Raw genomic sequence first — 26,686 nt, forward strand, 5'->3', positions numbered from 1 at the left:
GAATACAGCTTTTAGTAGCTAAAACATATGAGTAGTGATACTTGGCTGGTAGCCGGGCTCGGGAATCCTGGGCCCGGCTACGCTGGCAATAGACACAATGTCGGGCAGATGGTGCTCGACGAATTGGCCAAACGCGTCGGGTCGAAATTTAAGACGCATCCATCGCGTGCCCAGATCATTCAGGGACGAATAAACGTTGGTGGACCACGTGTGGTGCTGGCCAAACCTATGACCTACATGAACCTTTCCGGTGGCCCGGTTGCGAATCTTGCAAAATTTTTCGGCATCGGTGTCGAGAATTTGATCGTGGTGCACGATGAAATCGACATTGCTTTTGACACCGTCAAGCTCAAGCGAGGCGGGGGAGAAGGCGGCCACAACGGACTGCGCGATATCTCTAAAGCCATGGGCTCTAAAGACTACTTGCGAGTTCGCGCAGGTGTTGGACGGCCTACCGGTCGTATGGATACTGCCGACTGGGTATTACAAGACTTCTCCAAATTAGAGAAACAAAATTTGCCTTTCCTGATCGATAATTCGGCTGACGCCGTCGAACTGTTGATTTCCTCCGGTTTAGAAACCGCACAGGGCAAATTTCACACTTCGTAAAGTTAACTTAGACACAGCGCCCGTGCACTTCCCCTAGTGGGCAGTGCACCGGGCGCTGTTCTTTTTGGATGAGGCATTGCTTACTAAGGCCTAACTTAGATGAGATTCGGGATCTAGAGTGGAATAATTAGCTAATGTACCCATTGCCTAATCGCTAAATCTGAGCGGGCAAATCATATCCATCACCTCGGAGGACCAAGTGCACACGGTAATCGGTCACCCAGAAGCAACCGAGGCGCTCTCTCTTTCAGAGGTTGAGCGCATCAAAGCAGACTTCGAAATCCTGGAGCACCAAGTCAACGGCACGGATCTCGTATATCTGGATTCTGGAGCGACGAGCCAAAAGCCTCGTTGTGTTTACGAAGCCGAACAGCACTACTACGAGAATGCCAACTCTGCGGTGCATCGTGGGGCTCATAGCCTTGCGGTGGAAGCCACCGATATTTTTGAACAGGCCCGTGAAACGGTAGCGAAGTTCATCGGTGCGCGCAGCAATGAACTGGTGTGGACCTCCAACGCCACCGAAGCGTTAAATCTCATCTCGTACTCCATGTCCAACGCGTCGCTCGGCCGCGGTGGGGACGAAGCGCAACGCTTCCGTTTGGGGGCTGGCGATGAAATTTTAGTCACCGAACTTGAACACCACGCAAACCTCATCCCCTGGCAGGAACTGGCTTTTCGCACCGGAGCAACGCTGCGTTACGTCCCGGTCGATGAACAGGGCGCACTACGCTACGAGATGCTTGATGAACTAATTAACAGCAAGACTAAGTTGGTGGCCTTCACCCACGTATCGAACGTTTTGGGCACCATCACCGATGTAGCACGATTTGTTTCCGCCGCTAAAGCGGTCGGCGCATTGACTGTATTGGACGGGTGCCAGTCGGTCCCGCATATGCCGATCGATGTGAAATCTTTGGACGTAGACTTCATGGCGTTCTCCGGTCACAAGATGCTAGGCCCCACAGGCATCGGCGCCTTGTATGGCCGTGCTGAACTGTTGGACGCTATGCCACCGTTCCTCACCGGTGGTTCGATGATCACCGTCGTTGATATGGAACATGCAGAATTCCTCCCCTCTCCGCAGCGTTTCGAAGCAGGAACCCAGCGTGTGGCACAGGCTCACGGATTGGCTACCGCCGCCAGCTACCTGGATGAGGTCGGCATGGATCGCATTGCCAGCTGGGAAGAACACCTCGGCGCGATGCTCTTTGAAGGACTCTCCAACATCGAGGGAGTCCGCGTTTTTGGACCCTCAGACATTGCACGTATTGGCACGGTGCCTTTTGAAGTGATCGGAGTGCACCCGCATGATGTGGGGCAATACCTGGATTCGCGCGGTATCGCGGTGCGTGTGGGACACCATTGCGCCCAGCCGTTGCACCGAGCCTTAGGCGTTTCGGCTACAACTCGTGCGAGCACCTACCTTTACAACACCGAGCAAGACATTACTGCACTGATCGAGGCAGTTGCCTCCGTGCGTGAATACTTTGGAGTCTAAATGAATGAATTAGATCAGCTGTACCAGCAAGTAATTCTCGATCACGCCAAGAGGCGCATTGGGTCACCTCTGGTGGACCCTGCCGCCGGTGAGCTGCATGGTGAATCGCACCAGCACAACCCAATCTGCGGTGACCAGATTCGAGTCCGGGTGGCAGTCGGCGAAAATGATCATTTCACCGCGATGAGTTGGGAAGGCGACGGCTGTTCGATCTCTATGGCTTCCGCCTCGGTGCTCAGCGAGATGCTTCCGGAACTTACCAAAGACGAGTTTTTGGACAAGCTGGAAGTCTTCCGTGAAATGATGCGTTCGCGTGGGGCCATGGTGCCCGATGAAGAGGTGCTCGAAGACGCTGCGGCCTTTGTGGGGGTCTCTAAATTCCCTGCACGAGTCAAGTGCGCAATGCTCGCTTGGGTTGCGGCAGAGGCCGCTATGCTCGGTGCAAGCGCCTAAACAGGCCAAGACCTAGCAACTTAGTATTTAAAATAAAACGGCTTGGGCCTTCACTTGTGTGAAGGCCCAAGCCGTTTTCGTAGTCAGTGGGTTATTTGTCGTCCGACTGATAAACATCAGGAATGCCGTCTTGGTCATCATCACGCGATTCTCGCGCGGCGATCTCCTTATAGCGGCGGTTACGTGGAACCAACCAGATGGCACCTAGGATCGCGGCTAAAAATGAACCGGCCAAAATCGCGACCTTCGCATGCTCGTAATGCGCCGACTCCAAGCCGAATGATAGCTCGGAGACCAACAACGAGACGGTGAAACCGATACCGGCCAGCAGCGTCACCCCGAAGAGGTCACCCCATCGTGCGTCCTTATCCAACGAAGCCTTAGTGAACTTGGTCAAGAGCCAGGTAGAGCCCATGATGCCTATCGGCTTGCCGAAGATCAGGCCCAAGACAATTCCCCAGAAGACTGGATCTGTTAGTAACCCTCCGCTGCCCTTGTCGGGAGAAATGACGGTGACTCCGGCGGCGAAGAAGGCGAAGATGGGGATACAGAAGCCCGAGGACAATGGTCGGAATCGGTGTTCAAAGCGTTCGGCTAGACCTATTCCTTCGCGACCATCGGTGCGTTTCACCGGCACACAGAAGCCCAAAACTACACCGGCAATTGTTGCGTGAATACCCGAACCAAAGACGAAGATCCAGGTCAAAATGCCCAGCGGCAACAGGATCAGCCATGCGGCCCAGGCTCGCTTTGCGAAGAACTTGCCAAGGTAACGGGCAAGAATCGTGAAGAGAATAATCGGAATGATGGCCAGCCCGAGGTATTCAAATTTCAGGTCATCGGTGAAAACAAAGGCGATAATGACGATCGCGATCAGGTCATCGACCACGGCGAGAGTCAGCAGGAAAATACGCAGGGAGGCTGGTAGCGCCGAACCGATTACCGCGAGGACCGCGACGGCAAAGGCAATATCCGTTGCCGTGGGAATAGCCCAGCCACGCAGTAGCTCGGTGCCTCCGCCGGACCCGGCGGCAATGGCCACGAAGATCAGTGCCGGAACTAAAACACCGCCAAAGGCAGCGGCCACTGGAACGGCAGCGGTTTTGATGTTGTGCAGGTCGCCAATGGCGAATTCTTTCTTCAACTCCAAGCCGGTCAGGAAGAAGAACACCGCTAAGAGGGCGTCCGCGGCCCAGTGGCCGATGGAGAGATTCAGATCCACACCGAATAAGGTGGGTCCGAAGTGGAAATCACGCAACGCAAAATAAGAATCTCGCATTGGAGTGTTGGCCCAGATCAGGGCCAGGATTGCACCGGCAATGAGAACCATGCCGCCGACTGTTTCTTTGCGTAGGATATCTCCGATACGCACAGATTCTTTGTAACTTGGGCGCGAAAACAGGTTCTTTGGCGAACCCGAAGATGGCGTTTGAGTCATAGCTAAACTCGCTTACTTCGTTAAATGACAAATTGTTCGCCGACCAGACTTCCCGGCACACCTAAGTTCCACCCTAACGTGAAAAGTGGTTGGAACCACAAATCCCGGGCCAGTGCATCCTCACACTGTCCCGGGAATTTGTGCTGAACTACGGCTTGCTTACTTAGAAAGCCATTCGTTGACCTGTGCGGCCTGCATGTTCAGTGCCTTGCCCAGGTAGGGCTCGGCTGCCGAAGCAATTTTGCCGCCAATGAAGGGAATCGACGAAGAAACTTTCGCATCAATTGCGAAGTTGGTGCTCTCGCCTGCCGCTTTTAAAGATTCAGTTCCGGAAACAGTCACCGGGACACCTGCCACGGTGATCTTCACTGTCGCCGAACGGTTTCCTGCAGCATCCGGTGCGCTCCACTGCTCAACCTGCGTGACGTCGATGGAGGCACCAACAAACTTGCGGGCGAAGTCTGGTACGCGGTCGGTGGGTAGCGCACGGACCGTGGTCAGGGTAAATGCCCCTGCGGTGTCACCGTCCACGGTGAAGCTGCTTAAGCTGCCCTTGGCGAGCGAGGTGAGGTGCTCGGCGAAACCACGGTCGGCTAGGGTCGCAATGACCTGGTCCGCGCGGTGGGCGATCTGCGTGCTTGCGTTCAATGCCATGAATGCGAATCCCAATCTAAAAAGGTTCGGCGGTCGTGCGGAACATACTTAGGTTCCGTGCCGTTTCTGGTCGGTATTAACCCTATCTGCTCTCACCGGTTAGGTAGGCTAGGAAGGCAACATAAAACAACATATTGGCATTGCGCCGACCGCGGAAAGATTTTGCGGTTGCTGTTTGTGGTGCGCCACGTAGCTGTTTTGCCTTCAGTGAGAGGAACTTTTGCAACATGAGCCTATCCGGACTTCATGATTTCCTGCGCGAGGAACCGTCATTTAGGCGAATCCAGCAAAGCGCCTCCCAACCCTTCGCAATGCGTAGCGAAGAATTAGAGATTGCTGCGCCGCAAGGCATGCGCGCCATTCTTGGGGCCCACGCAACCGAAGGACTTATCGCGGGGAACAACCACGCGGTGATGCTCATTGTCACGGCCACGGGACGCGAAGCAGAAGAAGTATCGGCCTCGCTGAGCGCCTATATGCCACAATCTCAGATCGCCGAGTTCCCCTCCTGGGAGACTTTGCCGCATGAACGGCTCTCACCACGCAGCGATACGGTGGGACGTCGGTTGGAGGTTTTACGTAGGCTCAACGATCAAGACCGTGACCTGAAGGTCATCATCGCCCCCATCCGCGCCGTACTCCAGCCCTTGGTGGCCGGACTCGGACAGCTGCGTCCGGTGCTGCTGGAACTAGACGCCGAGCCGGGTTTCGAAAAAGTCATCCGGGATTTGGCGGCGGCCGCCTATGCACGCGTGGATATGGTGACTCACCGCGGCGAGTTTGCCGTACGCGGTGGCATTATCGATGTGTTCCCGCCGACGCTCGAGCATCCGATACGTATCGATTTCTTCGGTGAACAAATCGACTCTATGCGCTACTTCTCTATCGCTGATCAACGTTCGCTAGATGGCGCGGGCCCAACAAAAATTATTGCTACCCCCTGCCGTGAAATGCTGATCACCCCACAGGTGATGGGCCGTGCGGCAAATCTGAAAGCACATTTCCCAGCGGCCACCGAGATGCTCACTAAAATTGCCGGCGGTATCGCGGTAGAGGGAATGGAATCGTTGGCCCCGCTGCTGGTCGATGAAATGGTCCCACTGCTGTCATTACTTCCGCAGTCCTCCATTGCCTTGGTAATGGAACCCGAGCGCGTGCGCACCCGTGCCCACGACCTCAATGAGACTAACGCCGAGTTCCTCGCCGCCGCCTGGGCTTCGGCTTCAGATGGGGCTGCCGCGCCTTTAGATTTAAGTACCGCCGAGTCGGGGCGCAAGCTCGCATCCGGTGATTTTGCGTCACTTGCGCAAACAGTGGAAAATGCCAAAAACGCGCAGGTCTCCTGGTGGTCATTAACCTCATTGGGTGCCGATGAGGATCTGGACCTAGGCGCTGCAATAATCCGCGTCGAGGCACGCGAACCGCGCGGTTACCAAGGTGATGTCGAGGCGATGATGGAATTCATCTCCGGCCGCATCAAAGACCAATGGCGGATTGTTGTTGCCACCGAAGGTCCAGGCCCGGCGGCCCGGCTCTCCGAGCTATTCCAGGAATACCAGATCCCTGCGCACCGGGTAGAACTGCTCACTGAAGCCCCCACCGCCGGCCTGATCGAAATCACCCAGGCGACCGCCGGACGCGGGTTCGTCTTCGAAGCACTGAAATTCGGGTTGCTCACCGAGGCGGACCTGTTAGGCCGCTCCAGTGCCTACGGAAACCGTAAAACCCGTAAGCTCAGTGCCAAGCGCAAGCGTAACGCCGTGGACCCGCTGTCGTTGCAGACCGGGGACTACATCGTGCATGAACAGCACGGTATCGGTAAGTTCGTGGAATTGGTCGCCCGTAAGGTCTCAGGTTCGTCCAAGGATTCAAAGCGCGAATACCTGGTGGTGGAATACGCGCCGTCCAAACGTGGGGCACCGGGGGACCGACTCTTTGTCCCCATGGAACAGCTGGATCTCATTACCCGATATGTGGGTGGTGAAGCCCCGAGCATGTCCAAGATGGGTGGTTCAGATTGGGCGAGCACTAAGTCCAAGGCGCGCAAGGCGGTCAAGGAGATCGCAGGGGATCTGATCAAGCTGTATTCGGCGCGTATGGCCAGCCGTGGTCACGCCTTTGGTCCGGACACCCCGTGGCAGAACGAGCTGGAAGAAGCTTTCGCCTATGTCGAAACCCCGGACCAGCTGACGGCTATTAATGAAGTTAAGCAGGATATGGAACGCGAGGTCCCGATGGACCGGCTCATCTCCGGCGACGTCGGCTTCGGCAAAACCGAAATTGCGGTGCGTGCGGCGTTTAAGGCAGTACAGGATTCAAAACAGGTTGCCATCTTGGTACCCACCACGCTGCTTGCCTCACAGCACCACCAAACATTCACTGAAAGGTACTCGGGTTTCCCACTGCGCGTACGCACTCTTTCACGTTTCCAAACCGCCAAGGAATCCAAGGAAATCCTTGCCGGACTTAAGGACGGTTCGGTAGACATCGTCATCGGTACCCACCGGTTGCTGTCCAAGACCGTGCAGTTTAAGAACCTTGGGTTGGTGATTATCGATGAGGAACAGCGCTTCGGTGTAGAGCACAAGGAAGAGCTGAAAAAGATGCGCACCAACGTGGACGTGTTGGCCATGAGCGCCACCCCGATTCCGCGCACCCTAGAAATGAGCCTTACCGGCATCCGTGAAACCTCCACGCTTGCCACCCCGCCCGAAGAACGCCATCCGGTGCTCACCTTCGTCGGGCCACGTAGCGACAAGCAGATTTCTGCGGCTATTAAGCGCGAGCTGATGCGTGATGGCCAGGTGTTCTTTGTGCACAACCGGGTATCGTCCATCGACCGTGTTGCCGCCGAACTGCGCGAGCTGGTTCCCGAGGCACGCGTTGAGGTGGCTCACGGCAAAATGAGCGAAACACGGTTGGAACGGATCATCCAGGATTTCTGGGAGAAGAAATTTGACGTGCTGGTGTCCACCACCATCATCGAGACCGGGCTGGATATTTCGAACGCCAACACGTTGATTGTGGACCGGGCGAATAACTATGGCTTGTCCCAGCTGCATCAGTTGCGCGGCCGTGTGGGACGTGCCCGCGAGCGTGCCTACGCCTACTTCCTCTGGGACGTGGAGAAGCCATTGGGGGAGGTAGCGTTGGAACGGTTGAAAGCCGTCGCGGCGCACAACGAACTAGGCTCCGGCTACCAGCTGGCCATGAAGGATCTGGAGTTGCGTGGGGCGGGCAATATGCTCGGTGGCGAACAGTCCGGGCATATCGCCGGGGTTGGCTTCGACTTGTACCTGCGTCTTGTCGGCGAGGCCGTCGCAGACTTTAAGGGTGAGGGCGAAGAAGAAGCCACCGAGATGAAGATTGAGCTCCCGGTGAATGCTCACCTGCCGCACGAGTACGTGCCTGGCGAACGCTTGCGGTTAGAGGCCTACCGAAATATTGCAGCCGCCGAAAGTACGGAGGCGCTGGCCGAAGTCCAAGAAGAACTCGAAGATCGCTACGGCAAGCTTCCGCAGCCGGTAGAGAATCTGATGCGGGTGGCGGCGTTACGCGTGCGTGCCAGGGCCTTGGGGTTGCGTGATATTCAGCAGATCGGTAACCATATCAAGGTGTCCCCGGCGAAGATTGAGGATCTTCCGGCCAGCCGTCAGGTTCGTTTGGAGCGTCTCTACCCGGGCTCCGTCAACAAGCCTGCGCTCAACGCGATCTTCATTCCGAAGCCGCGCACCTCTCCTGTGGGTGGAAAGGACCTAGCGGACGAAGCAATCCTTGAATGGGCCGAGCGTCTGCTCTACGGGATCTTCGAACCTGCTCCGGTGGTGCAGGGCAACGCTAAGTAGCCGGTGGCGGGTGCCGATTAAGTGGTGCCCGCCAGTTCCTTGGCGTAGTCATGTACCGGGCGCCCATAAAGGCTGAGGGTGGGCGCCAGCGTCTGTAAAGCTACACGCAGCGCCTGCTGGTGATCTCCTGCGTCGTGTAGGGCGAGCGCAAGGAACGCCTGAGCATCGCGGTACACGTGGCTTGGTGTCTGGATCAATTGCAACAGTTGAACGGCCTGGCCGGTTTCGCCTAAGTTGCGTAGCGTGCTGGCAAGTTGAATACGCGCTTCGTCCAGTTTTTCTGGATCAAGGCCGGTGGCTATCGCCGCCCGGTAGGGTTCCACCGCTTGGGCTTCATCGCCGAGATAGTCGTGGAGTGAGGCTCGCTCAAAAAGTACCACCGCGTCGCCGGCTGGCCGCTGAGCGAGTAGTTCATCGAGTTCTTCGCGTAGCTTCTGCGAGCTTTTCCCCTTGGCGCTGCGCCAGAAGGCTTCGATCTGTTCATTGAGGGTGCCGATCATAAGTCGAGGCTAGTGCGCGTAATAATCTCGGGCAAGGGCAGAACGCCCGGTTAACGAATTGTGGGGAGGCCTCTCGGCCTCCCCACAATGTTCAAGCGTAAATTACAGGGCAGCGTTTGCTGCGGCTGCCTCTTCGATAGAGTCCGCGCGACCCATCAGGTGCATTGGAATCGCAAAGGCCAAGAAGCACAGCGCGAAGCATGCAATGGTTGGCCACCAAGCGGTCTCCAACGTCCAGTAAGACAGGGCGTAAAGACCGGCTGCGAACATCACCGTGAAGATTAGGGTATTAACGATGTTGCCAACGAGGCGACCTTCACCTGAGTGGGCGGTGTTCTTGCCGTTCGAGTACACTTTTTCTCCTTGAGGAAACGAATGGGTGCGGGATCTTAGTAAACGGATCCGCTTTGCTCTCCCTCTAGGATAGCAACTCCTGAGCTAGAACCGAGACGTGTTGCGCCGGCAGCAATCATTGCCCGCGCGGTTTCGACGCTGCGCACACCGCCCGAGGCCTTCACTCCGAGATCTGGGCCAACGGTTTGACGCATCAACGCGACATCTTCAACGGTCGCGCCACCGGTAGAGAATCCGGTTGAAGTCTTCACAAAATCGGCTCCGGCGGCCTTCGCTGCCTCGCAAGCCAGCACCTTTGCCTCGTCGGTGAGCAGGCAGGTTTCGATGATGACCTTCAAGATTGCGCCACCCTCATGGGCTGCCTGTGCAATGGCGAAGATCTCGTTGACCAGGGAATCACGATCTCCGCGCAGCGCTGCGGCCACATCGATGACCATGTCGATTTCGTCGGCTCCGTCGGATACCGCGGTGCGGGTTTCAAAGACCTTGGTTGCGGTGGTGGAGGTGCCCAGTGGGAATCCAATGACCGAACAAGTCAACACGTTGGACTCTGCCAGTTCGCGCGAGACCGTTGATACCCACAGTGGGTTGACGCAGACTGATTTAAATTCGTACTTCTTCGCTTCTTCGCAGATCGTGATGATCTGTTCGCGGGAGGCATTCTGCGCTAGCAGGGTGTGGTCAATGTAGCCAGCGATTTCGCGAGTACTTAATTCGGACATCGTGATCCTCTTTTGTTCGTTCGTAGGTTCGGATTAGTTTGTGAGGAATGCTTCAAGTTCAGTCTTGATCGCTTGGCACTGCGCCGTGGCCCGTGCGCGAGCCGCCGGAACGTCGGCCAGATCCTCGGCGTGCTCCACGGTTTCCAGGTAGCATTTCAGTTTTGGTTCGGTTCCCGAGGGGCGCACAATAACGCGTGCGCCGGTGAAGGTGTGTAGCACCATGGCGTTGGTGGCAGGCAGCTTCTCGGTGCCTTGAGAAAGGTCGGTGACCTCGGTAACTTCCGCTCCGGCAAGCTGCGCCGGAGCCTGAGTACGGATCTTTTCCATCAGTACCGGGATCTGCGACAGGTCGGTGAAGCGCATCGAGAGCTGGTCAGTGACATGTACGCCGTGTTTTGCCGCGAGCTCGTCTAACCTGCCCTGGATACTGTTTGAGCCAGCCTTCAGCTCCGCCGCAAGATCTGCGAGAACTAACGCCGCGGACATGCCGTCCTTATCACGCACCAACGAAGGGGCCACCGCGTAGCCCAACGCTTCTTCGTAGCCGAACCCGAGGTTTTCCACGCGCGCGATCCATTTAAATCCGGTGAGCGTTTCCTCATGTTCTCTTCCGCTGTCCTTGGCGATAGCCGCCAACATGCGAGACGAAACGATGGAATTTGCCAACTTCTGCTCGGCCGGGAGGATGCGCGAAAGCTGGTCTCCAAGCAACCATCCGACCTCGTCGCCGCGCAACATCCGCCAAGCGCTACCGTCGTGAATGGCTGCGGCACAACGATCTGCATCCGGGTCATTAGCGATGACCAGATCCGCTCCGAGCTTCCGAGCTAGTTCAAGGGACAAGTCAATGGCCCCTGGCTCCTCTGGGTTAGGGAACTTCACCGTCGGGAAATCTGGATCCGGATGTTCCTGCTCCGGGACCATATGTACGTCGCTGAACCCGGAGTTGAGCAGTGCTAAACGCATGGTGTGCCCGCCGACGCCGTGCATCGCGGTGACTACCACCTTCAAGTTCTTTCGCGCGGCGGCAAGCGAACCATCGGCGCGCGGAATGACGTTGCCGATTGAATCGAGGTAGGACGCTTCGATGTCGCCATCCTCTGCGGCCCCCGGCAGTACCGTCCAGCCCGAGTCGACGCGTTTAATGTCCGCTACGGGTTGATCTGCATCGATCAACGCGGCGATCTGTGCGTCGATGGGGGAGACGATCTGTGCGCCGCGGCCCACCTCGTCGGCGACCTTTCCTCCGACGTAGACCTTATAACCGTTATCACGCGGCGGATTGTGGCTGGCAGTGACCATGACGCCGGCTTCGGCTCCAAAGGTGCGCACTGCCCACGCCAATACGGGTGTTGGCAGAGCCGAGGGCATCAGCAAAACCTCAAATCCGGCCGCGGTAAACACCGCAGCCGAATCCGTGGCGAACACATCCGAGTTATAACGTGCGTCAAAACCGATCACCACCTTAGGGGTGTACTCCCCGGCGGCACGCTCGGACAAAAAGCGGGAGATTCCGGCGGCGGTGCGCATCACCACTACCCGGTTCATCCGCATTGGGCCGGCACCAAGCTCGGCTCGCAACCCGGCGGTACCGAATTCGAGTACTCCGCTGAAACGATCGGCTAGATCTTCCAGGGCAGGTCCATCGCCGGACTCAACGGTGGAGATCAGTGCACGAAGCTCTTGAGCGGTGGCCGGATCAGGATCCTGAGCGGCCCAGTCGGCTGCCTGCGCGAGGAGTTGGTTTTTCTCGGTTTGATTCATCGTTTTCCTTGGCTCTACAGGTGAAAGTGTTTCTCGCCTAGAGGCGGGCGATGATTTGTGCCAGTAGCTTGGAGATGCGTGGCCCGGCGGTCTGACCGGCTTCAATGACCTCTTCATGGCTTAGCGGGATGGGGCTAATACCGGCAGCCAAATTAGTGACCAAAGAAATACCGAAAATTTCCATTCCAGCGTGGCGGGCAGCAATGGCTTCCAACGCGGTGGACATGCCTACCAGATCGGCGCCAATGGTTTTGGCATACTGCACCTCTGCCGGGGTTTCGTAATGTGGGCCGGTGAACTGTGCGTAGACGCCCTCGTCCAGAGTTGGGTCAACTTCACGAGCCACCTCGCGTAGACGCGAAGAATATAGGTCGGTTAGATCCACAAATGTGGCGCCTTCCAACGGAGAAGTCGCCGTGAGGTTGATGTGATCTGAGATCAGGACCGGGGTGCCCGGGGTCCAATTCGGGTTCAGCCCACCGCAACCGTTGGTCAGCACCAGTTGGGTGCAACCGGCGGCAGCTGCGGTACGGATAGGGTGCACTACCGAACGCACACCGCGTCCCTCGTAGTAGTGGGTGCGCGCGCCAAGTACGAGAATGCGCTTGCCCGATTCGGTCAGAATCGAGGAAATAGTGCCGCGGTGGCCAGGTACCGCCGCAGCGTGGAAGCCAGGGATGGTGGTGGCATCGAGTGTGTGGGTTCGCTCGCCAATTAGCTCAGCGGCTTCGCCCCAGCCGGAGCCGAGGACCAGAGCAATGTCGTGCTTTTCGACATTAGTTTGCTCGGCAATTACCTGGGCGGCCTGTGCCGCCAACGCCTGTGGGTCATTTTGCATATCATTCACGTGAAATACGCTACCGGTAGGTAGCCCCTTTGTCAGGTGGAACCCGTGGCAAATGGAGGAAATTCACTCGATCGTGATGTGCGCAAAAGCTGTGCATGGGGAACAATGGAAAATGTGAGCGCAGATCCTAGGAATAAAGCAACCCGTTTAGTAATCCTCGGTGGTGGACCAGGTGGCTATGAAGCTGCCATGGGAGCCGCCCAACTAGGTGCCAATGTCACTGTGGTGGAACGTGCAGGGATGGGTGGTTCGGCGGTTCTAACCGACGTCGTGCCGTCAAAAACCCTCATTGCCACCGCTGACGCGGTACGCCGTGTACAGCACGCGGAAACCTTCGGTGTCCACATCGAGGGGATCGATGACGCGCAAACCGACTTCTCGGTGGTCAACCACCGATTGCTGGAACTTGCCAAGGAGCAGTCCAGTGACATCCGTACCGGCCTAGAACGTGCCGGAGTGCGTATTGTGGTCGGCGAAGGCCGTCTCCTAGACCGTAAAAACATCGCCGTAAGTCACCCTGATGGTTCGGAACAGACCATCGAAGCAGACGCAATCCTGTTGGCTGTCGGTGCCCATCCGCGTGAACTTCCTACCGCCAAACCAGATGGCGAGCGTATCTTCAACTGGACTCAGATTTATAACATGAACGAGGTGCCAGAGCACCTGATCGTCGTTGGTTCCGGTGTCACCGGTGCCGAGTTCGCTTCCGCCTACAATCTTCTTGGCGCCAAGGTGACCTTAGTCTCCTCGCGTGATCGTGTGCTTCCGGGCGAAGACGCAGATGCCGCGGCGGTACTTGAAGACACCTTTAAAGAAAACGGTGTCAACGTTGTCTCGCAGGCTCGCGCCGAGGGTGTTGAGCGTAAGGGCGATAAGGTCTTCGTTTCGCTGGCAGACGGACGAGTGCTTGAAGGAAGCCACTGCTTGATTGCAGTTGGCGGTATCCCTAACACCGAAGGTCTGGGACTAGAAGAAGTTGGCGTGCAGTTGACTGATTCTGGCCATATCAAGGTTGATGGCGTTTCGCGCACCACCGTGACCAACATTTACTCTGCCGGTGACTGCACCGGAGTCTTCGCACTGGCCTCGGTAGCGGCTATGCAGGGGCGTATCGCCGTAGCTCACTTGCTAGGTGACTCGGTGAAGCCACTGGATTTGAATCTGGTCTCCTCGAACGTCTTTACCTCGCCGGAAATTGCCACTGTTGGTGTTTCCCAGCGTGCAGTAGCTGAAGGTAAATACCAGGCCAACATCATCAAGGTAGATCTGAACACGAACGCTCGTGCGAAGATGATGAACGTTGAAAAGGGCTTCGTGAAAATCGTTTCACGCAAGGGTTCGGGAACCGTTATTGGTGGCGTTGTCGTTGCACCACGTGCCAGTGAGCTCATCTTCTCGCTCGCGCTCGCCGTGCAAAATAGCTTGCACGTAGACGATGTCGCGGAAACCTTCTCGGTTTACCCATCCTTGTCAGGTTCGTTGGCCGAAGCTGCTCGACGGTTGCACCGCCGCATGTAGCTTTACCCGTTCCGAGCAAAAGCCGGGCTTCCTGATTTTGATCGGGAAGCTCGGCTTGTTCGGTTTTAGGTTCTATGGTGTTCCGCGTTGCTAGCCACGGACGGATTTGAAGCAACTTTTGCGAATCACCTCACAGGAAGTTCTATCTTTGGTACAAGTGCCGCAGAGATCTAGGTTCATTAGTCTCATTATTTGGAAGCGCTTTTTCTGCAGGTCAGTGTCCGAACTCAGGTTCAAAATGACTTGATGGAAGAAATGTGTCCGAATGTTGGACACAAATATCCACATGCTGGTCAGTTCGACGTACCATTATGAAGTCATAAACGAGCCTTTATTCGCATCTTAGAAGGAGCCGCCAGCATGTCGCAGGCTAACCAGACAGTAGCGCCAAAGGAAAACACCAGAGGTCGCGTGCTGTTCGCCAGCATGATCGGCACCACCGTCGAATTCTTCGACTTTTATGCTTACGCCACCGCGTCGGTATTGGTTTTCCCTACGCTGTTCTTCCCTAACGCAACGCCGATTAACGCAATCTTGTCCTCCTTTGCCATCTTTGGTGTGGCATTCGTTGCGCGTCCGCTTGGCTCCATAATCTTCGGCCACTACGGCGACAGGTTGGGACGTAAGGGAACTCTGGTTGCGTCATTGCTATTGATGGGTATCGCTACCTTCCTGATGGGCTTCCTACCTGCTGCGCAGGGGCACTGGACGGTCCTCGCTCCTCTGGCTTTGGTGATTTTGCGATTCGCTCAAGGACTGGCGCTTGGTGGTGAATGGTCTGGCGCGGCATTGCTTGCGACGGAGAACGCTCCAAAGAATAAGAGAGCTATCTACGGCACCTTCCCGCAATTGGGGGCACCGGTCGGCTTTATTCTTTCTAACCTGATCTTCGTGGTCCTGCAGACCACCCTGACCGCAGAACAGTTCTTAGCATGGGGCTGGCGCGTACCGTTCTACTTCTCCGCTGTCATGGTGATCATTGGCCTGTGGGTACGTTTGAAGCTCGTTGAATCCTTGTCATTCCAGAAGGTACTTAACGAGAAGAAGGTCGTAAAGTCACCTTTCTCGGTCACGATGAAACATCACTGGCGTCCAACTCTGGCCGGTACCTTCATCATGTTGGCCACCTACGTGCTGTTCTACCTAATGACCTCGTTCACCCTGACATACGGCACTACAGCATCATCCGTTGAACAAGGGCAGGCTACTGCGAAAGCGGCCGGCAAAACCTTTAACGCTGAAGGATTCGTTCCAGGTCTGGGAATTGACCGCCCGACCTTCCTCACCATGCTGATTATCGGCGTCGTATTCTTCGGTATTTTCACTATGGTTTCGGGACCGTTGGCCGAGAAATATGGCCGTCGCAAGTTCTTGATTTGGGTTACCATTGGAATTCTAATTTTCGGTTTAGCCTGGACGCTATTCTTCGGCCCTGGACAGGCCGCAGCGATGGCAGGTCTGATTGTCGGTTTCACCCTCATGGGTCTGACCTTCGGTCCGATGGCCTCGTACTTGCCGGAGCTTTTTCCCTCCAACGTGCGTTACACCGGATCCGCGGTTGCTTACAACCTGTCCTCGGTCATTGGTGCAGCCCCGGCTTCATTCGTGGCAATCGCATTGTGGAGCGCTGGAAATGGCAGCACGACGGGCGTGGGCATCTACCTGGCAATTGCCGCTGTGCTCACCTTGGTGGCACTGTTCCTTACCCGCGATACTAAAGATGTAGATATGGAAGAATTCGTCGAGTAATAACGGCTGAAAAATCTTCAAGGTGGCGTGTAAGGCAGTCCGCAAGGATTCGCATTACACGCCATCTTTCATTTGTCCTGGGCGTGGCTAGAGGGCAAAACGGCTGCTGCGGGTCTGCCTCCGGTTCAGAGAATTTCGTGAACGAAAATTTCATTCACTATCAACCGCAGGTTCGAACTTATATCCAGGGCTGATAGCCGAACAGGTTGTTTTAGGTGGGGGAGAAGGGACCCGGCCATATTTTCGTTCGGGTTAGAAACCTAGAACCAGTAACGTACGCAACGATGAAATACCCGAAACAAGCCGCCCGCGCTGGCTTTAGCCAGCAACAGGATTCTAAAGGGATCGGGCATATAAGTGAACGAAAATTTCATTCACTTATGCCAGCTTTCAGTATCCAGCCAGAGCCTAAACGTTCTGACGCTGACGGAGTTTTTCGTTCACTCAAAGTACAGATCTAGAGAATCAGCAATCAACCCACGGGTCTTATCCGGCGCAACAACGGTGACTTCACATTGAATTGCGGTTCTGCGGGTGCAAGACGCTTTGACGACACGCGAAAGTGGTCCTTCAAATTCCATATTTATGCGTTTGACAACGTCGGATATGTTACTGTCAATGGAAAAATTGTTACACCGGAGATAAGGCTACTAACACGTGACAAACGCAATTCGGGCTTTTGGTTGGCTCGTTCCCTGGTTCTTTCTCGTTAGCGTCATCGTGTTAATTGTGATGCTCTTTGTTAGCCGATTTTCGAAGCGGCCAAACAAACGAGACGTTCGGGAACCCCTGGGTTTATGGTGCTTAGCTTGCTGGTATATCGGTGTCGTCATGATTACCATCATTCCCAACGGTGGAAGTGCTCCGATTCAATTCGAAGGAGAGGACAGGGCAAGATTCTCATTAGTTCCCCTTGATGGATGGTTTGACCAGTATGGCCTGAATCTAACTGCTGTACGAGAATCCGCGCTCAACGCGATTCTTTTTGTACCTGGCATGATTCTTACCTTGTGGTTCACAAAAATGAGAACCAGTGCCGCATTCATCTTTCTTATCGGATTCGGTGGGCTCATCGAGATTTCTCAGTTACTCACGAACTGGGGACGTGCGCTCACCGTAACTGACATCATTATGTACTCTCTGGGGACCGTGTTTGGCTGGGGGATCTGCGGAAGCCATGTCAAGAGGCGTACTTTAGACAAGCCACTTTCGACCAAACGAATATTCTCCAAGTCTCACTAAAATGCAAGGGTTCCAAATCAAAGGGAAGCTGGTGGGCTGCATATCCAAAACACCAAAATCCACTTTCGCCGTACTCTGTGTTATTGGTGATCGACAAAAACTTTGCGGACTAAAATGAACGACACTCCCGCAAATGCCATGGCGACAAACGAAACTATTGATCCTTGTATGAGTAGATTAAAACTTTCCACGACTCCCGCGGATTCAATAATTAGAACCAGCACGCCAGCAAGTGCGCAAGCATAACCAGCTTTGAGTGCTGTCGAGTCATCGAGTAGTCGACTTATGAAAGCGCCCCCAAATATCGAAGATATTGGCAATACAGCAATCAGCGAAATCGAAGCGTTAAAGCAGTAATAACCGGCGATAACAGCAAGCGGCCCCGCCAACGCGCACAAAAGAGCATGCTGCTTGGCTATTAGTGCGGGTGCACTGTTTCCATCATTCTTCGAAAGCGAAAAAATCTTGGCTAACATCCAAACGCCGCAGCTAGCAAGAAGCCCGAGCCCTGGCGCCCACCAAGTAACCGTTGTGCTCATGGATGCAGCTACGCCGAAGGCAACCAAAAATAATGGCATCGATGGTAAAGATGTTATATCTCTGCATCGTAGATCTTTTAGCATGATGTCATCCTAGCTTTAAGTCTTCTTATAGGAATAGAAATCGTCTCCAAGGGCCAGGAAACGAACCTGTTTCGCATTTGAAAGTTGTTTGCGCACACGAGGCTGGCGGTTGCCTTGCGAAACAATCTTGGTGCGACGTACAGTCTGAAGAGAAATATAAGGCCTCATATTTACGGTGTCGTGTAAGACCCCAAGATAGGTTGAGCCCATGAAAATCGCTATCGCAGGTGGAACTGGGACCATTGGTCGTCAAGTCGTTTCGGCGGTTGAATCAGCCGGGCATATTCCCTTGGTTCTGTCGCGACGCACCGGAATCGATGTGGTGGCCGGTGTCGGGCTGGTTGACGCTATGAGTGGTGTTGATTCAGTCATTGACTTGTCGAGCACCTCCAGTATGCGCACAAAGGCCGCGGTGGAGTTTTTTACCCAGGCCACCAAAAATTTACTGGAAGCAGGACGCCTGGTGGGGAGTACTCACCACGTTGCACTATCGATAATTGGTGCGTTGGCTGTTGACGCACAGTACTACGCAGGTAAGGCAGCCCAAGAGCGTTTGCTGATGGACCAGACAGGAGGATTCTCCTTGCTGCGTGCTTCGCAATTTCACGAGTTTGCCGGACAGCTGACGGAACGGATGGGAATCGGGGCGTTGCACTTTGCCCCACTCATGCGTTCGCAGCCAGTCTCCAGCGCCGAGGTCGCCGCTGAACTGGTAAGGCTAGCGACGGGGGAGCCCCAAGGAGTGGTGGCAGATCTGGCCGGACCCCGTGAGGAACGCATGGCTGATCTGATGCGGGCCCAGTTGGCACACGATACCGGGCGGGCCAAACGGGTGTTCGAAATACCGTTACCCGGGCCGATGAGCCGCGCCATGCGTGATGGCTCTTTGCTTCCCGGGCCGGGCGCGCGGCTGGGTAGCGAAACCTTTTCCGACTGGTTAAACGCCCAGGGCCGTCCAAACGCGTAACGTTTGAACGGCCCAAATTGGCGGTGGGTACTTAGTCCGCTTCGATGATCGAGGCGATCACCGCTCCGGAGGACAGTGACTCTCCGGGGCTCACCTCTAGGCCTTGGACGGTACCTGCACGGTGTGCGGTAATTGGCTGTTCCATCTTCATTGCTTCAAGTACTACGATCAGATCTCCGGCGGCGACGGTATCCCCGTTGGCCACCGCAACCTTCACGATAGTGCCCTGCATCGGCGAACGCAGCTCTGCACTGTTGCCAGCGGCGGCAGCCCCGGCCTTGCGCCCTGGCTTACGCTTTTTCTTGGCACCCTTATCTGCGGTGGCCGATACCGACCCCAGCGAGGAAGGTAGAGTGACTTCCAGACGCTTGCCGGCAACCTCCACGGTCACCGAGGTGCGTTCGTCGGCTTCTTCCGCTTCTGCCATCGGCAATGGGTGCGGTTCAATGACGGTGGCAAATTCGGTTTCAATCCAGCGGGTGTGGACCTTGAAGGGGCCTGATTCTGGAACGAACGCGGCATCTGACATGACCGCACGGTGGAATGGCAATACCGTTGCCATTCCTTCGAGCTTAAATTCTTCCAGCGCACGGCGTGCACGGGCGGCGGCGATCTCCCGGGTGGCGCCGGTGATGATCAGCTTGGAGATCATCGAGTCAAAGTTTCCTGAGACACTCTCGCCGGCTTCGATACCCGAATCTACGCGGACGCCAGGACCGGTAGGCAGGCTCATCTTGGTGATGGTGCCAGGGGTTGGCACGAAGCCGCGGCCGGCGTCTTCGCCATTAATTCGGAATTCGAAAGAGTGGCCGCGGACCTCAGGGTCGGTGTAGCCCAGCTCTTCGCCGCGGGCAATGCGGAACTGTTCGCGCACCAGATCAAGACCGGTAACTTCCTCGGATACCGTGTGCTCGACCTGCAGTCGGGTGTTGACCTCGAGGAAGGAGATGACGCCGTCTTGTCCGACGAGGAACTCACAGGTGCCGGCACCTGTGTAGTTTGCTTCGCGCAGGATCGCCTTGGAAGCTTCGTAGAGTCGGGTGACCTGCTCCTCGCTCAAGAAGGGAGCCGGAGCCTCCTCGACGAGCTTCTGGTTGCGACGCTGCAAGGAGCAGTCGCGGGTGGAAACGACCACGACGTTGCCTTGGTTATCTGCTAGGCACTGGGTTTCGACGTGGCGCGGGGCATCTAAGAACCGTTCGACAAAGCATTCACCGCGGCCAAAGGCCGCAATGGCTTCACGGACTGCGGACTCGTACATCTCGCCGATGTCCTCGCGGTTGCGCACTACCTTGATTCCGCGGCCACCGCCGCCGTAGGCGGCCTTGATGGCCAGCGGCAAACCGAATTCGTCGGCAAAAGCGTATACCTCTTCGGCCGAGGCCACCGGATCCTTGGTGCCTGGAACCAGTGGAGCGCCGACCTTTTCAGCGATATGACGCGCCTTGACCTTGTCACCAAGCTGGTCAATGGCCTGTGGGCTTGGCCCAATCCAGGTCAGCCCGGCATCGATAACCGCTTGCGCGAAGTCGGCATTCTCGGCCAGGAAGCCGTAGCCGGGGTGTACCGCGTCGGCGCCGGAGCGCTGCGCGATGTCCAGAATCTTCTCGATACGAAGGTAGGATTCGGCGGCCGTGGTGCCGCCCAGTGCGTAGGCCTCATCGGCCAGTCGCACGTGCAGTGCATCGCGGTCCGAATCGGCGTAGATAGCGACCGACTCGATTCCTTCGTCGCGTGCCGCACGGATAATTCGCACTGCAATCTCGCCGCGGTTGGCGACCAGCACCTTCGTCAATGGATTCATGGGTGAACCTTGTCTTTAAAAAGTTACGGTTTCTCACCTAGGAGCCTATCGGTTTTGTGGGAACTATATGTACTTATCCGCAAATTCCGGGGTGTTAGACCAAAAATTTTAGAGGGTTCCTACAAAAACGTGGGGCATTTAATCCGGACCGGCTAGTGGGAAATCACATGCGGGATGAAGTTGGCGAAATTATCGGTAATCGGTCCCTGACTTTCACGCACCGCGAGACCAGAAGGCTCGCCATCGATCATCCAGATGCCCAACACCGTGCTGACATCCGTTGCTTCATCCGCGCGGCGGAACACCGGAGGCAAGGCGAGCTCTTGAATGATGAACCCTTCCTCGCCATAACCTTGAGCTTCACCTAGGGTGAGGCCACCGTCTGGCAGGTAGATGGTGATGTCGGCACCTTCGCGGCTGAGTAATGGTTTGCGCACGTAGCCAAGGCGTTGGATGTAGTACGGGGCCTGGCCGTCAAACCATGCTGGGAGCAGATACTGGGAGCGATCCGGATCCTCGCCGAAGAGCTTCCACAGCACCGGCAAGATAGCCTTGGTGCTCCACAGTATCTTGTACGGTGGTTCGATCCAGATGGTGCCACCACGGTAGCTGGCACCGTCGAATCCCGAGTCACGCATATCCTCGAAAAGCTCATCGGCATTCTCGCTGTGCACCATATGCTCCCAGGGGTACAGCTTAAAAATGACCTGGATGTGCGGGCCGTTTTCGCCCGCGCAATAGCGTCCCTGCTCATCGACCCAGAGATTCTCGATATAGATGGTTTCGGTACGGTATCCGGCCGCGGCGCAGGTATCGCGCAACACCAGGGTATTCATCTGATCCTCGTGGGAGGTATCTTCTTCACTGCAGGCAAAGTAGACGGTGGGCACGGCACCAATCTTGCGCGAGATAATTTCAAGGTTTCGCTGCCAGGCCGCCACCAGGTCCTCATACATATTGGTCCATTGGCTGGAGCCTAGCTGAGGCTGATCCTCGAACCATTGCCATTGCACTAGGGACTCGACCAGTGAGGTGGGGGTGTCGGCATTAAACTCGTAAAGTTTGGGGATGCGCTGGTCCGGCTCGGGGTGGGTCAGCCCGCCAAAACGGAAGTCGAAACGGCCGTAGACAGATCCGGCAGCTGGCTCTTCATTCCAGCTATCGCGGATAGCGCGCATGGCGCGGTGCGGGATGCCAAAGCGTGCTAGATCCGAGGCGCCAGCGGGAGAGAGCAGATAGTCTCCGGCTTCCTCCATCATGGAAAACACCGCGGTGGCTGCCTGGTGCAGCACCTCGATTTCTTGAGGGGTCAGCTCGTAGTAGGCGTCATCGCGCCAGTATCTGTAGAGCTGCGGTGCGGAACTGTGGGCATCATCGTGTGTGTACACCAGCCCTGCGGCTTGGACCTTGGAAAGATAATCTGGACGTGCGGTGGTCATCTTGCGTTGCACTGTGCTTAGCCTCCGGTGTGTCCGCCGCCGAAGCCACCGGAATGACCGGTGCCGCTGCGCTGCTTGTTGCTGGAGCCAAAACCTGCCGGTTTTCCGGTGGATGCCGAATAGCCATTGCGGAAGGTGCCTGATAATCCAGCCTTGGTCCGGGCAGCATTGTCTGTGGTGCTAAAACGCTGCGTGGACTGAGTAGGATCAAGCCTGGTGCCCGGGCGCAGTCCGCCGGCGTAGCGGCCGATCATGAAGAACATGAGTGCGGTGCCGATGCCCGAGCCGCCATGGTGCGCGGAGGAGCCTTGAGCGTCATTGCACTGTGCTTCGTCAACTACGACGTTGTCTTGATCAACACAGTAAACCGTGTCTTCTGGGGTGGACTCGAAGCCTGAATTAGAGCCGGCATCCGAAGCGCAACTGGATAAGACTAACGCTGCGGCGGTGGCCACTGCGGGCAAGGTGAAACGTCGTTGGACACTCAATGATCTAAGTTCTCTCGGTCTAGCGGTAAGCGAACGGCGCTTGCTGCAGGGGATGCCGCGCCAAGCGCCGTTCAGCACGATGTATGGAGACTATTTCCATAGCTCGGTGATGCTGATACCTGACTGGGTCAGCAATTTGCGAAGCACAAAAATATCGAGACCCACCACGTTTTGGAAATTGCCTTCGATGGATTCGATAAAGGCCGAGGCCAAACCGTCGATGGTAAACGCACCGGCGCAGGGCAACGGTTCTCCGCTGGCCACGTAGGCTTCGATTTCCGCGTCGCTCACGGTGGCGAAGTGCACCGTGGTTGAGGAGATCTCTCCGGTAGCAGCTTCCGGATTGGCAGTATCGATCAGCCAATGTCCCGAATGCAGGATCCCGGTAGCGCCGCTCAGTTGTTGCCAGCGTTCGCGGGCAACCTGTGCGGTATGAGGTTTGCCGTAGGCCAGGGAATTAAGCTCGAAGACCGAGTCGCAACCGAGCACTAGAGTGCCCTCAAGATGGGCGTCCCCGGCGACATTTTCTGCCTTCGCTTTGGCTAGCAGCAACGCCGTGGCCGACGGGCTTTGTGGCCCATGCTCCGCTTCGGCAGCGCTCAGCACCGCATCTTCGTCCACCCTGGAGACCTGCGTGGTGAAAGCCAAGCCGGCGTCGCGGAGCAACTTCTGCCTTCCGGCGCTGGCGGAGGCAAGTAGCAATCGCGGCGTGCTTATCGTGGTGCTCATACGCTGGCGGTCTCCTTGGTGGGGTTGTGAGCTGCGTTTTCTTCGGCCTTGCGTTCAAGCATTGCGTTGAGCTTAGCGCCTTCAACGTCAACGTCTGGAAGGATCTTATCCAGCCACTTGGGAAGGTACCAAGCCTTGTCGCCGAGCAGGTGCATGACCGCTGGGATCAGCGTCATACGGACCACAAAGGCGTCAAAGAGTACTCCGGTTGCCAGTGCAAAGCCCAGCGGGCGGATCATCGACAGGTGCGAGAAGATGAAGCCGGCGAAGACCGCAATCATGATCAGCGCCGCCGCGGTGACCACCGGGGCCGCCATGGAGAACCCAGAACGTACCGCATCACGAGCCGATACACCGTGGGCGTAATGCTCGCGCATCGCCGAAACCAAAAACACCTGGTAGTCCATGGCCAGGCCAAAAAGGATACCGGTGAGCAAGATCGGCAGGAAGCTGAGCAGCGGGCCAGGGACATTGACGTCGAAGGCCGAAGACATCCAACCGAACTGGTAAACCATCACGCTGGCGCCGAAGGCGGCGGCTAGGGAAAGCAGGAAGCCGCCGGTGGCTAGCAGTGGGACCACCACCGAACGGAAGACCAGCAACAGCAAGATCAGTGAAAGTCCTACCACGATGGCCAGATATGGTGGCAACGCACTGGTGACCTTCTCCGACACATCAATCTGCGCAGCAACCTGACCGGTGACCGCGATCTTCGCTCCGGTGGCCTCGGTGAACTTTCCGGCATTGTCACGCAATTCGTGGACCAGTGCCTCGGTCTCGGCGGAGGCCGGACCACCTTCCGGGATCACCTGAATGGCCGATAGTGAGCGGTCATCGGTCATGGTGACCGGGATGGCAGCCGCCACGCCGTGGTATTCGCGCAGCATGTCGGCGATGTCTAGCGACTTAGTATCTGCCTGACGTTGGGAGAGTCCTTCGGGCAGGTCAGCGAGTACCAGCAGCGGGCCGTTGTAGCCGGCGCCAAACTTGTCACTGGTCTGTTGGTAGGCCTGGAAGGCTTGCGAATCGGCGGCTTCGGCGCTGCCATCGGGCAGGGCGGTGCGCATCTGTGAGACCGGCAGTGCAATAGCTCCGAGCACTACGATCACTAATAGGGAGACGGGAATCGCGATCTTGGTAACCATGCGCACCCAGCGTGCTGAGATCGGTTCCTTGGTCACCGGTTTTTTCGCGTGCTTCCGGGCACGTTTGGAGACCAGCTTGTTACCGGCAAAGGAGAGCAGGGCCGGCAGCAAGGTGATGTTCAGCAGTACCGAGCAGAGCACGGTGAAGGCCGCGGACAGCCCCAGTACGGTGAGGAATGGCAAGCCTGGTACGGCCAGCGCGGCCAGCGCAATAATGACCGTTAAGCCTGCGAAGACTACCGCGTTGCCGCTGGTGCCTACCGCACGGGCGATAGATTCGCCGACCTCCATACCGGACAGCAGCTGGGTACGGTGGCGGTGAATAATGAACAGTGCGTAGTCAATACCGACGGCCAGGCCCAACATCAACGCCAGCGCCGGGGTAATTGAGGCCATCGAGAACATTGAAGAGAAGGCCAGCGTGGTGCCTACACCTGCGCCTACGCCAAGAAGGGCCAAGAGCAGTGGCAGCCCGGCCGCGATGAGCGTGCCGAGCATGACCAGCAGCACCACGGCGGCGATGACCACACCGATGATTTCTGCGGTACCAAAGACCTCGGAAATATCTTGCAGGATCTCCTTGGAGAAAAGTACTTCAACCCCGGTGGCCTGTGGGCCTGCGGCAATCGCGGTGATTGCTTCACGGTCAGAGGCGGTCAACGCGTCGGTTTGGATACGGAAGCTGACCTGGGAGACGGCGGTGGAGGCGTCCTTGGAGACGAAGCGCATGTCTCCGCTGGCGCCGACCTGACGGGAGGCGAACTCTAGTTCTGCGCGTCCGCGTTCTAGCTCCTTTTCGCCGGTGACAATTTCTTTTTCTCCGTCTTCCAGCTCCTTGGTCTTTTCCTTGAGCGTGATCTCAGAGTCGCGCAGTGTCTTCTCTGCGGTCACCAGCTGGGCCTTGCCCGCTTCAAACGTGGCTTTTTGTTTATCGAACTGTGCCTGTCCGGAGTTCAATTCTGCACGACCGGAAGCAAGCTGCACCCGGGCTTGGGCAAGTTTTGCCTTATTCGCATCAAGTTCTTTTTTGCCCGAGGCAAGCTGGGCTTTTGCCTGATCAAGCTGCTTTTTTGCGGAAGTTAGATGGCTACGGTTGGCTTCGAGTTCCTTGCGTCCCTCGGTGGCCTTTTTAGCACCGGCATCCAGTTCCTTACGGGCGCCATCTAACTGCCTGAGCCCGGACTGGGCTTGGGCAATCTGTTTCAGCGCGGCGTTGGCCTGCGTCTTGCCTTCGGTGGCCTTAGTCTTCGCAGCGGTGAGCTGGTCAAGACCCGCCTGCATGTCTTGCAAGGTGGCCTGGTGTTTAGCAATATCTGCGTCGTTACCCTCGGCTTCGGCCTGCTTCAGCAGCTGCTGAACACCGGTGATTTGGGTGTTCAATTCCGAGATTTGCGGCTCGATGGTTTTAAGACCCTCTTCAGCCTTCGCCAGGCCCTCGGTGGCCTGCTTTTTGCCGGCGGTAAGTTCCTTTTCCAAGGCACCACGCGACTTGCCATCTAGAAGCTGTTTCAGACCATTTTGGTATTCCTTCTCGCCCTGGGCGAGCTTGGCATCGGCCTGATCAAGTTGTTTTTCTCCGGCAGCAAACTGGCTGCTGCCTGACTGGTACTTCTTGTATCCAGCGTTGTACTCTGCCAGACCTGACTGGTATTTCTTTTCACCCGCATCAAATTGTGCCTGACCGCTTTTCAGCTGGGCCTCGCCTGCGCGAAGTTCACTCCACCCGGCGGCAAGTTTCTTTTCTGCCGCGTCAATCTGTGGCTGGGCATCCTCGATTTCCTTGGTGCCGTCAAAGAGCTGGGACCACCCTTCAGTGATCTGCTCTTTACCATCGGCCAGCTGCACCTTGCCGTCGGCTATCTGCTCTTTAGCCTTGTCAAGGTCTTGCTGTCCGTCAACCAGTTTTTGCTGAGCCTTATCCAGTTCCGGTTTGGCATCATCAAGCTGCTTTTGCAGCTCGAAGGGACTCATGGCCTCGACAACCTGTGGGTGCAACGCCAGCTGCTCCAAGGAATCCTGAATCGCGGACTTTTGATCTGCGTTCAGCGCCCGGTTGGAACCTTCACGGAAGACGATGGTGCCTTGGCCGCCGGCCAAATCAGGCAACTCATTTTTCATCCGGTCCATGGTGCGCTGGGTTTCGGTGCCCGGCAGGGTGAAGGTATTAGATAGCTGTCCCATGAAGAGGGAGGCGCACACGCCGATAGCGATGAAGGCAGCAATCCACATGGCTAGCATGCGTAGACGGTTTTTATGCGCCCACGAGGCGAGGCGGTAGAGGTATGTAGCCATGGC

General features: G+C 56.5%; 21 protein-coding genes. 8 read left to right on the top strand and 13 right to left on the bottom strand.

Translation table 11 applies throughout. The features are described 5' to 3' along the window. The first annotated feature begins 27 nt into the window (after positions 1 to 27). The 3 genes from pth to sufU all read left to right on the top strand — a co-directional run bounded on the left by pth (position 28) and on the right by sufU (position 2,563). Positions 28 to 609: an aminoacyl-tRNA hydrolase gene (pth, locus tag ACX5K5_RS03820; protein WP_346059729.1), complete on the top strand. Its 582-nt coding sequence runs from the start codon at positions 28 to 30 to the stop codon at positions 607 to 609. A 199-nt stretch (positions 610 to 808) separates the two neighbouring features. Beyond that, positions 809 to 2,110, top strand: coding sequence for a SufS family cysteine desulfurase (locus ACX5K5_RS03825; protein WP_275542575.1), 1,302 nt, complete (start codon positions 809 to 811; stop codon positions 2,108 to 2,110). Beyond that, positions 2,111 to 2,563: a Fe-S cluster assembly sulfur transfer protein SufU gene (sufU, locus tag ACX5K5_RS03830; protein ID WP_096256651.1), complete on the top strand. Its 453-nt coding sequence runs from the start codon at positions 2,111 to 2,113 to the stop codon at positions 2,561 to 2,563. 91 nt (positions 2,564 to 2,654) lie between these two features. Here sufU and nhaA read toward each other — a convergent pair whose 3' ends face one another. Together nhaA and ACX5K5_RS03840 are read right to left on the bottom strand one after the other, a co-directional pair. Beyond that, positions 2,655 to 4,001 (bottom strand): Na+/H+ antiporter NhaA, encoded by a 1,347-nt coding sequence (gene nhaA, locus ACX5K5_RS03835; protein WP_096256652.1) that lies wholly within the window; start codon positions 3,999 to 4,001, stop codon positions 2,655 to 2,657. 159 nt (positions 4,002 to 4,160) lie between these two features. Then, complete coding sequence (locus ACX5K5_RS03840) at positions 4,161 to 4,655, bottom strand: DUF2505 domain-containing protein (RefSeq protein WP_096256653.1); 495 nt, start codon at positions 4,653 to 4,655, stop codon at positions 4,161 to 4,163. A gap of 227 nt (positions 4,656 to 4,882) precedes the next feature. On the opposite strand from ACX5K5_RS03840, the gene mfd reads away from it, so the two are divergent. Beyond that, positions 4,883 to 8,500: a transcription-repair coupling factor gene (gene mfd, locus ACX5K5_RS03845; RefSeq protein WP_346059730.1), complete on the top strand. Its 3,618-nt coding sequence runs from the start codon at positions 4,883 to 4,885 to the stop codon at positions 8,498 to 8,500. A 17-nt stretch (positions 8,501 to 8,517) separates the two neighbouring features. On the opposite strand, the gene ACX5K5_RS03850 is transcribed toward mfd, so the two are convergent. The 5 genes from ACX5K5_RS03850 to ACX5K5_RS03870 all read right to left on the bottom strand — a co-directional run bounded on the left by ACX5K5_RS03850 (position 8,518) and on the right by ACX5K5_RS03870 (position 12,678). Next, positions 8,518 to 9,000, bottom strand: coding sequence for a tetratricopeptide repeat protein (locus tag ACX5K5_RS03850; protein WP_459175053.1), 483 nt, complete (start codon positions 8,998 to 9,000; stop codon positions 8,518 to 8,520). Positions 9,001 to 9,102: 102 nt separating this feature from the next. Beyond that, positions 9,103 to 9,354: a hypothetical protein gene (locus ACX5K5_RS03855; RefSeq protein ID WP_096256656.1), complete on the bottom strand. Its 252-nt coding sequence runs from the start codon at positions 9,352 to 9,354 to the stop codon at positions 9,103 to 9,105. A 35-nt stretch (positions 9,355 to 9,389) separates the two neighbouring features. Further along, positions 9,390 to 10,076 (bottom strand): deoxyribose-phosphate aldolase, encoded by a 687-nt coding sequence (gene deoC / locus ACX5K5_RS03860; protein ID WP_459175054.1) that lies wholly within the window; start codon positions 10,074 to 10,076, stop codon positions 9,390 to 9,392. Between the two features lie 33 nt (positions 10,077 to 10,109). Beyond that, positions 10,110 to 11,840, bottom strand: coding sequence for a phospho-sugar mutase (locus tag ACX5K5_RS03865; RefSeq protein WP_188684438.1), 1,731 nt, complete (start codon positions 11,838 to 11,840; stop codon positions 10,110 to 10,112). Positions 11,841 to 11,877: 37 nt separating this feature from the next. Next, positions 11,878 to 12,678, bottom strand: a complete 801-nt coding sequence (locus ACX5K5_RS03870) for a purine-nucleoside phosphorylase (RefSeq protein WP_096256659.1) — start codon at positions 12,676 to 12,678, stop codon at positions 11,878 to 11,880. 114 nt (positions 12,679 to 12,792) lie between these two features. On the opposite strand from ACX5K5_RS03870, the gene ACX5K5_RS03875 reads away from it, so the two are divergent. The 3 genes from ACX5K5_RS03875 (at position 12,793) to ACX5K5_RS03885 (ending at position 17,196) form a co-directional block, all read left to right on the top strand. Next, positions 12,793 to 14,205, top strand: coding sequence for an NAD(P)H-quinone dehydrogenase (locus ACX5K5_RS03875; RefSeq protein ID WP_443438806.1), 1,413 nt, complete (start codon positions 12,793 to 12,795; stop codon positions 14,203 to 14,205). A 360-nt stretch (positions 14,206 to 14,565) separates the two neighbouring features. Then, the gene (locus ACX5K5_RS03880; RefSeq protein ID WP_096256661.1) at positions 14,566 to 15,954 is read left to right on the top strand and encodes an MFS transporter; all 1,389 of its coding nucleotides are present in this window, start codon (positions 14,566 to 14,568) and stop codon (positions 15,952 to 15,954) included. Between the two features lie 657 nt (positions 15,955 to 16,611). Further along, the gene (locus ACX5K5_RS03885) at positions 16,612 to 17,196 is read left to right on the top strand and encodes a VanZ family protein (RefSeq protein WP_459175055.1); all 585 of its coding nucleotides are present in this window, start codon (positions 16,612 to 16,614) and stop codon (positions 17,194 to 17,196) included. Between the two features lie 80 nt (positions 17,197 to 17,276). On the opposite strand, the gene ACX5K5_RS03890 is transcribed toward ACX5K5_RS03885, so the two are convergent. After that, the gene (locus ACX5K5_RS03890; protein WP_443448439.1) at positions 17,277 to 17,819 is read right to left on the bottom strand and encodes a hypothetical protein; all 543 of its coding nucleotides are present in this window, start codon (positions 17,817 to 17,819) and stop codon (positions 17,277 to 17,279) included. Between the two features lie 208 nt (positions 17,820 to 18,027). Between ACX5K5_RS03890 and ACX5K5_RS03895 the strand changes: the two genes are divergently transcribed. Beyond that, positions 18,028 to 18,786 carry an SDR family oxidoreductase gene (locus tag ACX5K5_RS03895; protein WP_459175056.1) on the top strand — a complete coding sequence of 253 codons (759 nt, stop codon included), beginning with the start codon at positions 18,028 to 18,030 and terminating at the stop codon, positions 18,784 to 18,786. 31 nt (positions 18,787 to 18,817) lie between these two features. Here the strand turns inward: ACX5K5_RS03895 and ACX5K5_RS03900 are convergent, their stop codons facing one another. From ACX5K5_RS03900 to ACX5K5_RS03920, 5 genes are all read right to left on the bottom strand, one after another. Further along, positions 18,818 to 20,590 (bottom strand): acetyl/propionyl/methylcrotonyl-CoA carboxylase subunit alpha, encoded by a 1,773-nt coding sequence (locus tag ACX5K5_RS03900; RefSeq protein ID WP_346058705.1) that lies wholly within the window; start codon positions 20,588 to 20,590, stop codon positions 18,818 to 18,820. 152 nt (positions 20,591 to 20,742) lie between these two features. Further along, positions 20,743 to 22,041: a glutathionylspermidine synthase family protein gene (locus ACX5K5_RS03905; RefSeq protein ID WP_459175057.1), complete on the bottom strand. Its 1,299-nt coding sequence runs from the start codon at positions 22,039 to 22,041 to the stop codon at positions 20,743 to 20,745. Between the two features lie 5 nt (positions 22,042 to 22,046). Then, entirely contained in the window at positions 22,047 to 22,517 is a 471-nt protein-coding gene (locus tag ACX5K5_RS03910; protein WP_141392959.1) for a hypothetical protein, read from the bottom strand. A gap of 90 nt (positions 22,518 to 22,607) precedes the next feature. Further along, on the bottom strand, positions 22,608 to 23,246 hold the full coding sequence (locus ACX5K5_RS03915) for a Maf family protein (protein ID WP_188684448.1): 639 nt from the start codon (positions 23,244 to 23,246) through the stop codon (positions 22,608 to 22,610). Continuing rightward, positions 23,243 to 26,683 (bottom strand): MMPL family transporter, encoded by a 3,441-nt coding sequence (locus tag ACX5K5_RS03920; protein ID WP_459175058.1) that lies wholly within the window; start codon positions 26,681 to 26,683, stop codon positions 23,243 to 23,245. Before ACX5K5_RS03920 ends, ACX5K5_RS03915 begins: the two co-directional genes overlap by 4 nt. Between the last annotated feature and the right edge of the window lie 3 nt (positions 26,684 to 26,686).

This window comes from Glutamicibacter bergerei, assembly GCF_054495185.1.

Coding starts and splice junctions, on each gene's coding strand:
- pth (WP_346059729.1), top strand. CDS start 28: ATGAGTAGTGATACTTGGCTGGTAGCCGGGCTCGGGAATCCTGGGCCC.
- sufU (WP_096256651.1), top strand. CDS start 2,111: ATGAATGAATTAGATCAGCTGTACCAGCAAGTAATTCTCGATCACGCC.
- nhaA (WP_096256652.1), bottom strand. CDS start 4,001: ATGACTCAAACGCCATCTTCGGGTTCGCCAAAGAACCTGTTTTCGCGC.
- ACX5K5_RS03840 (WP_096256653.1), bottom strand. CDS start 4,655: ATGGCATTGAACGCAAGCACGCAGATCGCCCACCGCGCGGACCAGGTC.
- mfd (WP_346059730.1), top strand. CDS start 4,883: ATGAGCCTATCCGGACTTCATGATTTCCTGCGCGAGGAACCGTCATTT.
- ACX5K5_RS03850 (WP_459175053.1), bottom strand. CDS start 9,000: ATGATCGGCACCCTCAATGAACAGATCGAAGCCTTCTGGCGCAGCGCC.
- deoC (WP_459175054.1), bottom strand. CDS start 10,076: ATGTCCGAATTAAGTACTCGCGAAATCGCTGGCTACATTGACCACACC.
- ACX5K5_RS03865 (WP_188684438.1), bottom strand. CDS start 11,840: ATGAATCAAACCGAGAAAAACCAACTCCTCGCGCAGGCAGCCGACTGG.
- ACX5K5_RS03870 (WP_096256659.1), bottom strand. CDS start 12,678: ATGCAAAATGACCCACAGGCGTTGGCGGCACAGGCCGCCCAGGTAATT.
- ACX5K5_RS03875 (WP_443438806.1), top strand. CDS start 12,793: ATGGAAAATGTGAGCGCAGATCCTAGGAATAAAGCAACCCGTTTAGTA.
- ACX5K5_RS03880 (WP_096256661.1), top strand. CDS start 14,566: ATGTCGCAGGCTAACCAGACAGTAGCGCCAAAGGAAAACACCAGAGGT.
- ACX5K5_RS03890 (WP_443448439.1), bottom strand. CDS start 17,819: ATGCTAAAAGATCTACGATGCAGAGATATAACATCTTTACCATCGATG.
- ACX5K5_RS03895 (WP_459175056.1), top strand. CDS start 18,028: ATGAAAATCGCTATCGCAGGTGGAACTGGGACCATTGGTCGTCAAGTC.
- ACX5K5_RS03900 (WP_346058705.1), bottom strand. CDS start 20,590: ATGAATCCATTGACGAAGGTGCTGGTCGCCAACCGCGGCGAGATTGCA.
- ACX5K5_RS03915 (WP_188684448.1), bottom strand. CDS start 23,246: ATGAGCACCACGATAAGCACGCCGCGATTGCTACTTGCCTCCGCCAGC.
- ACX5K5_RS03920 (WP_459175058.1), bottom strand. CDS start 26,683: ATGGCTACATACCTCTACCGCCTCGCCTCGTGGGCGCATAAAAACCGT.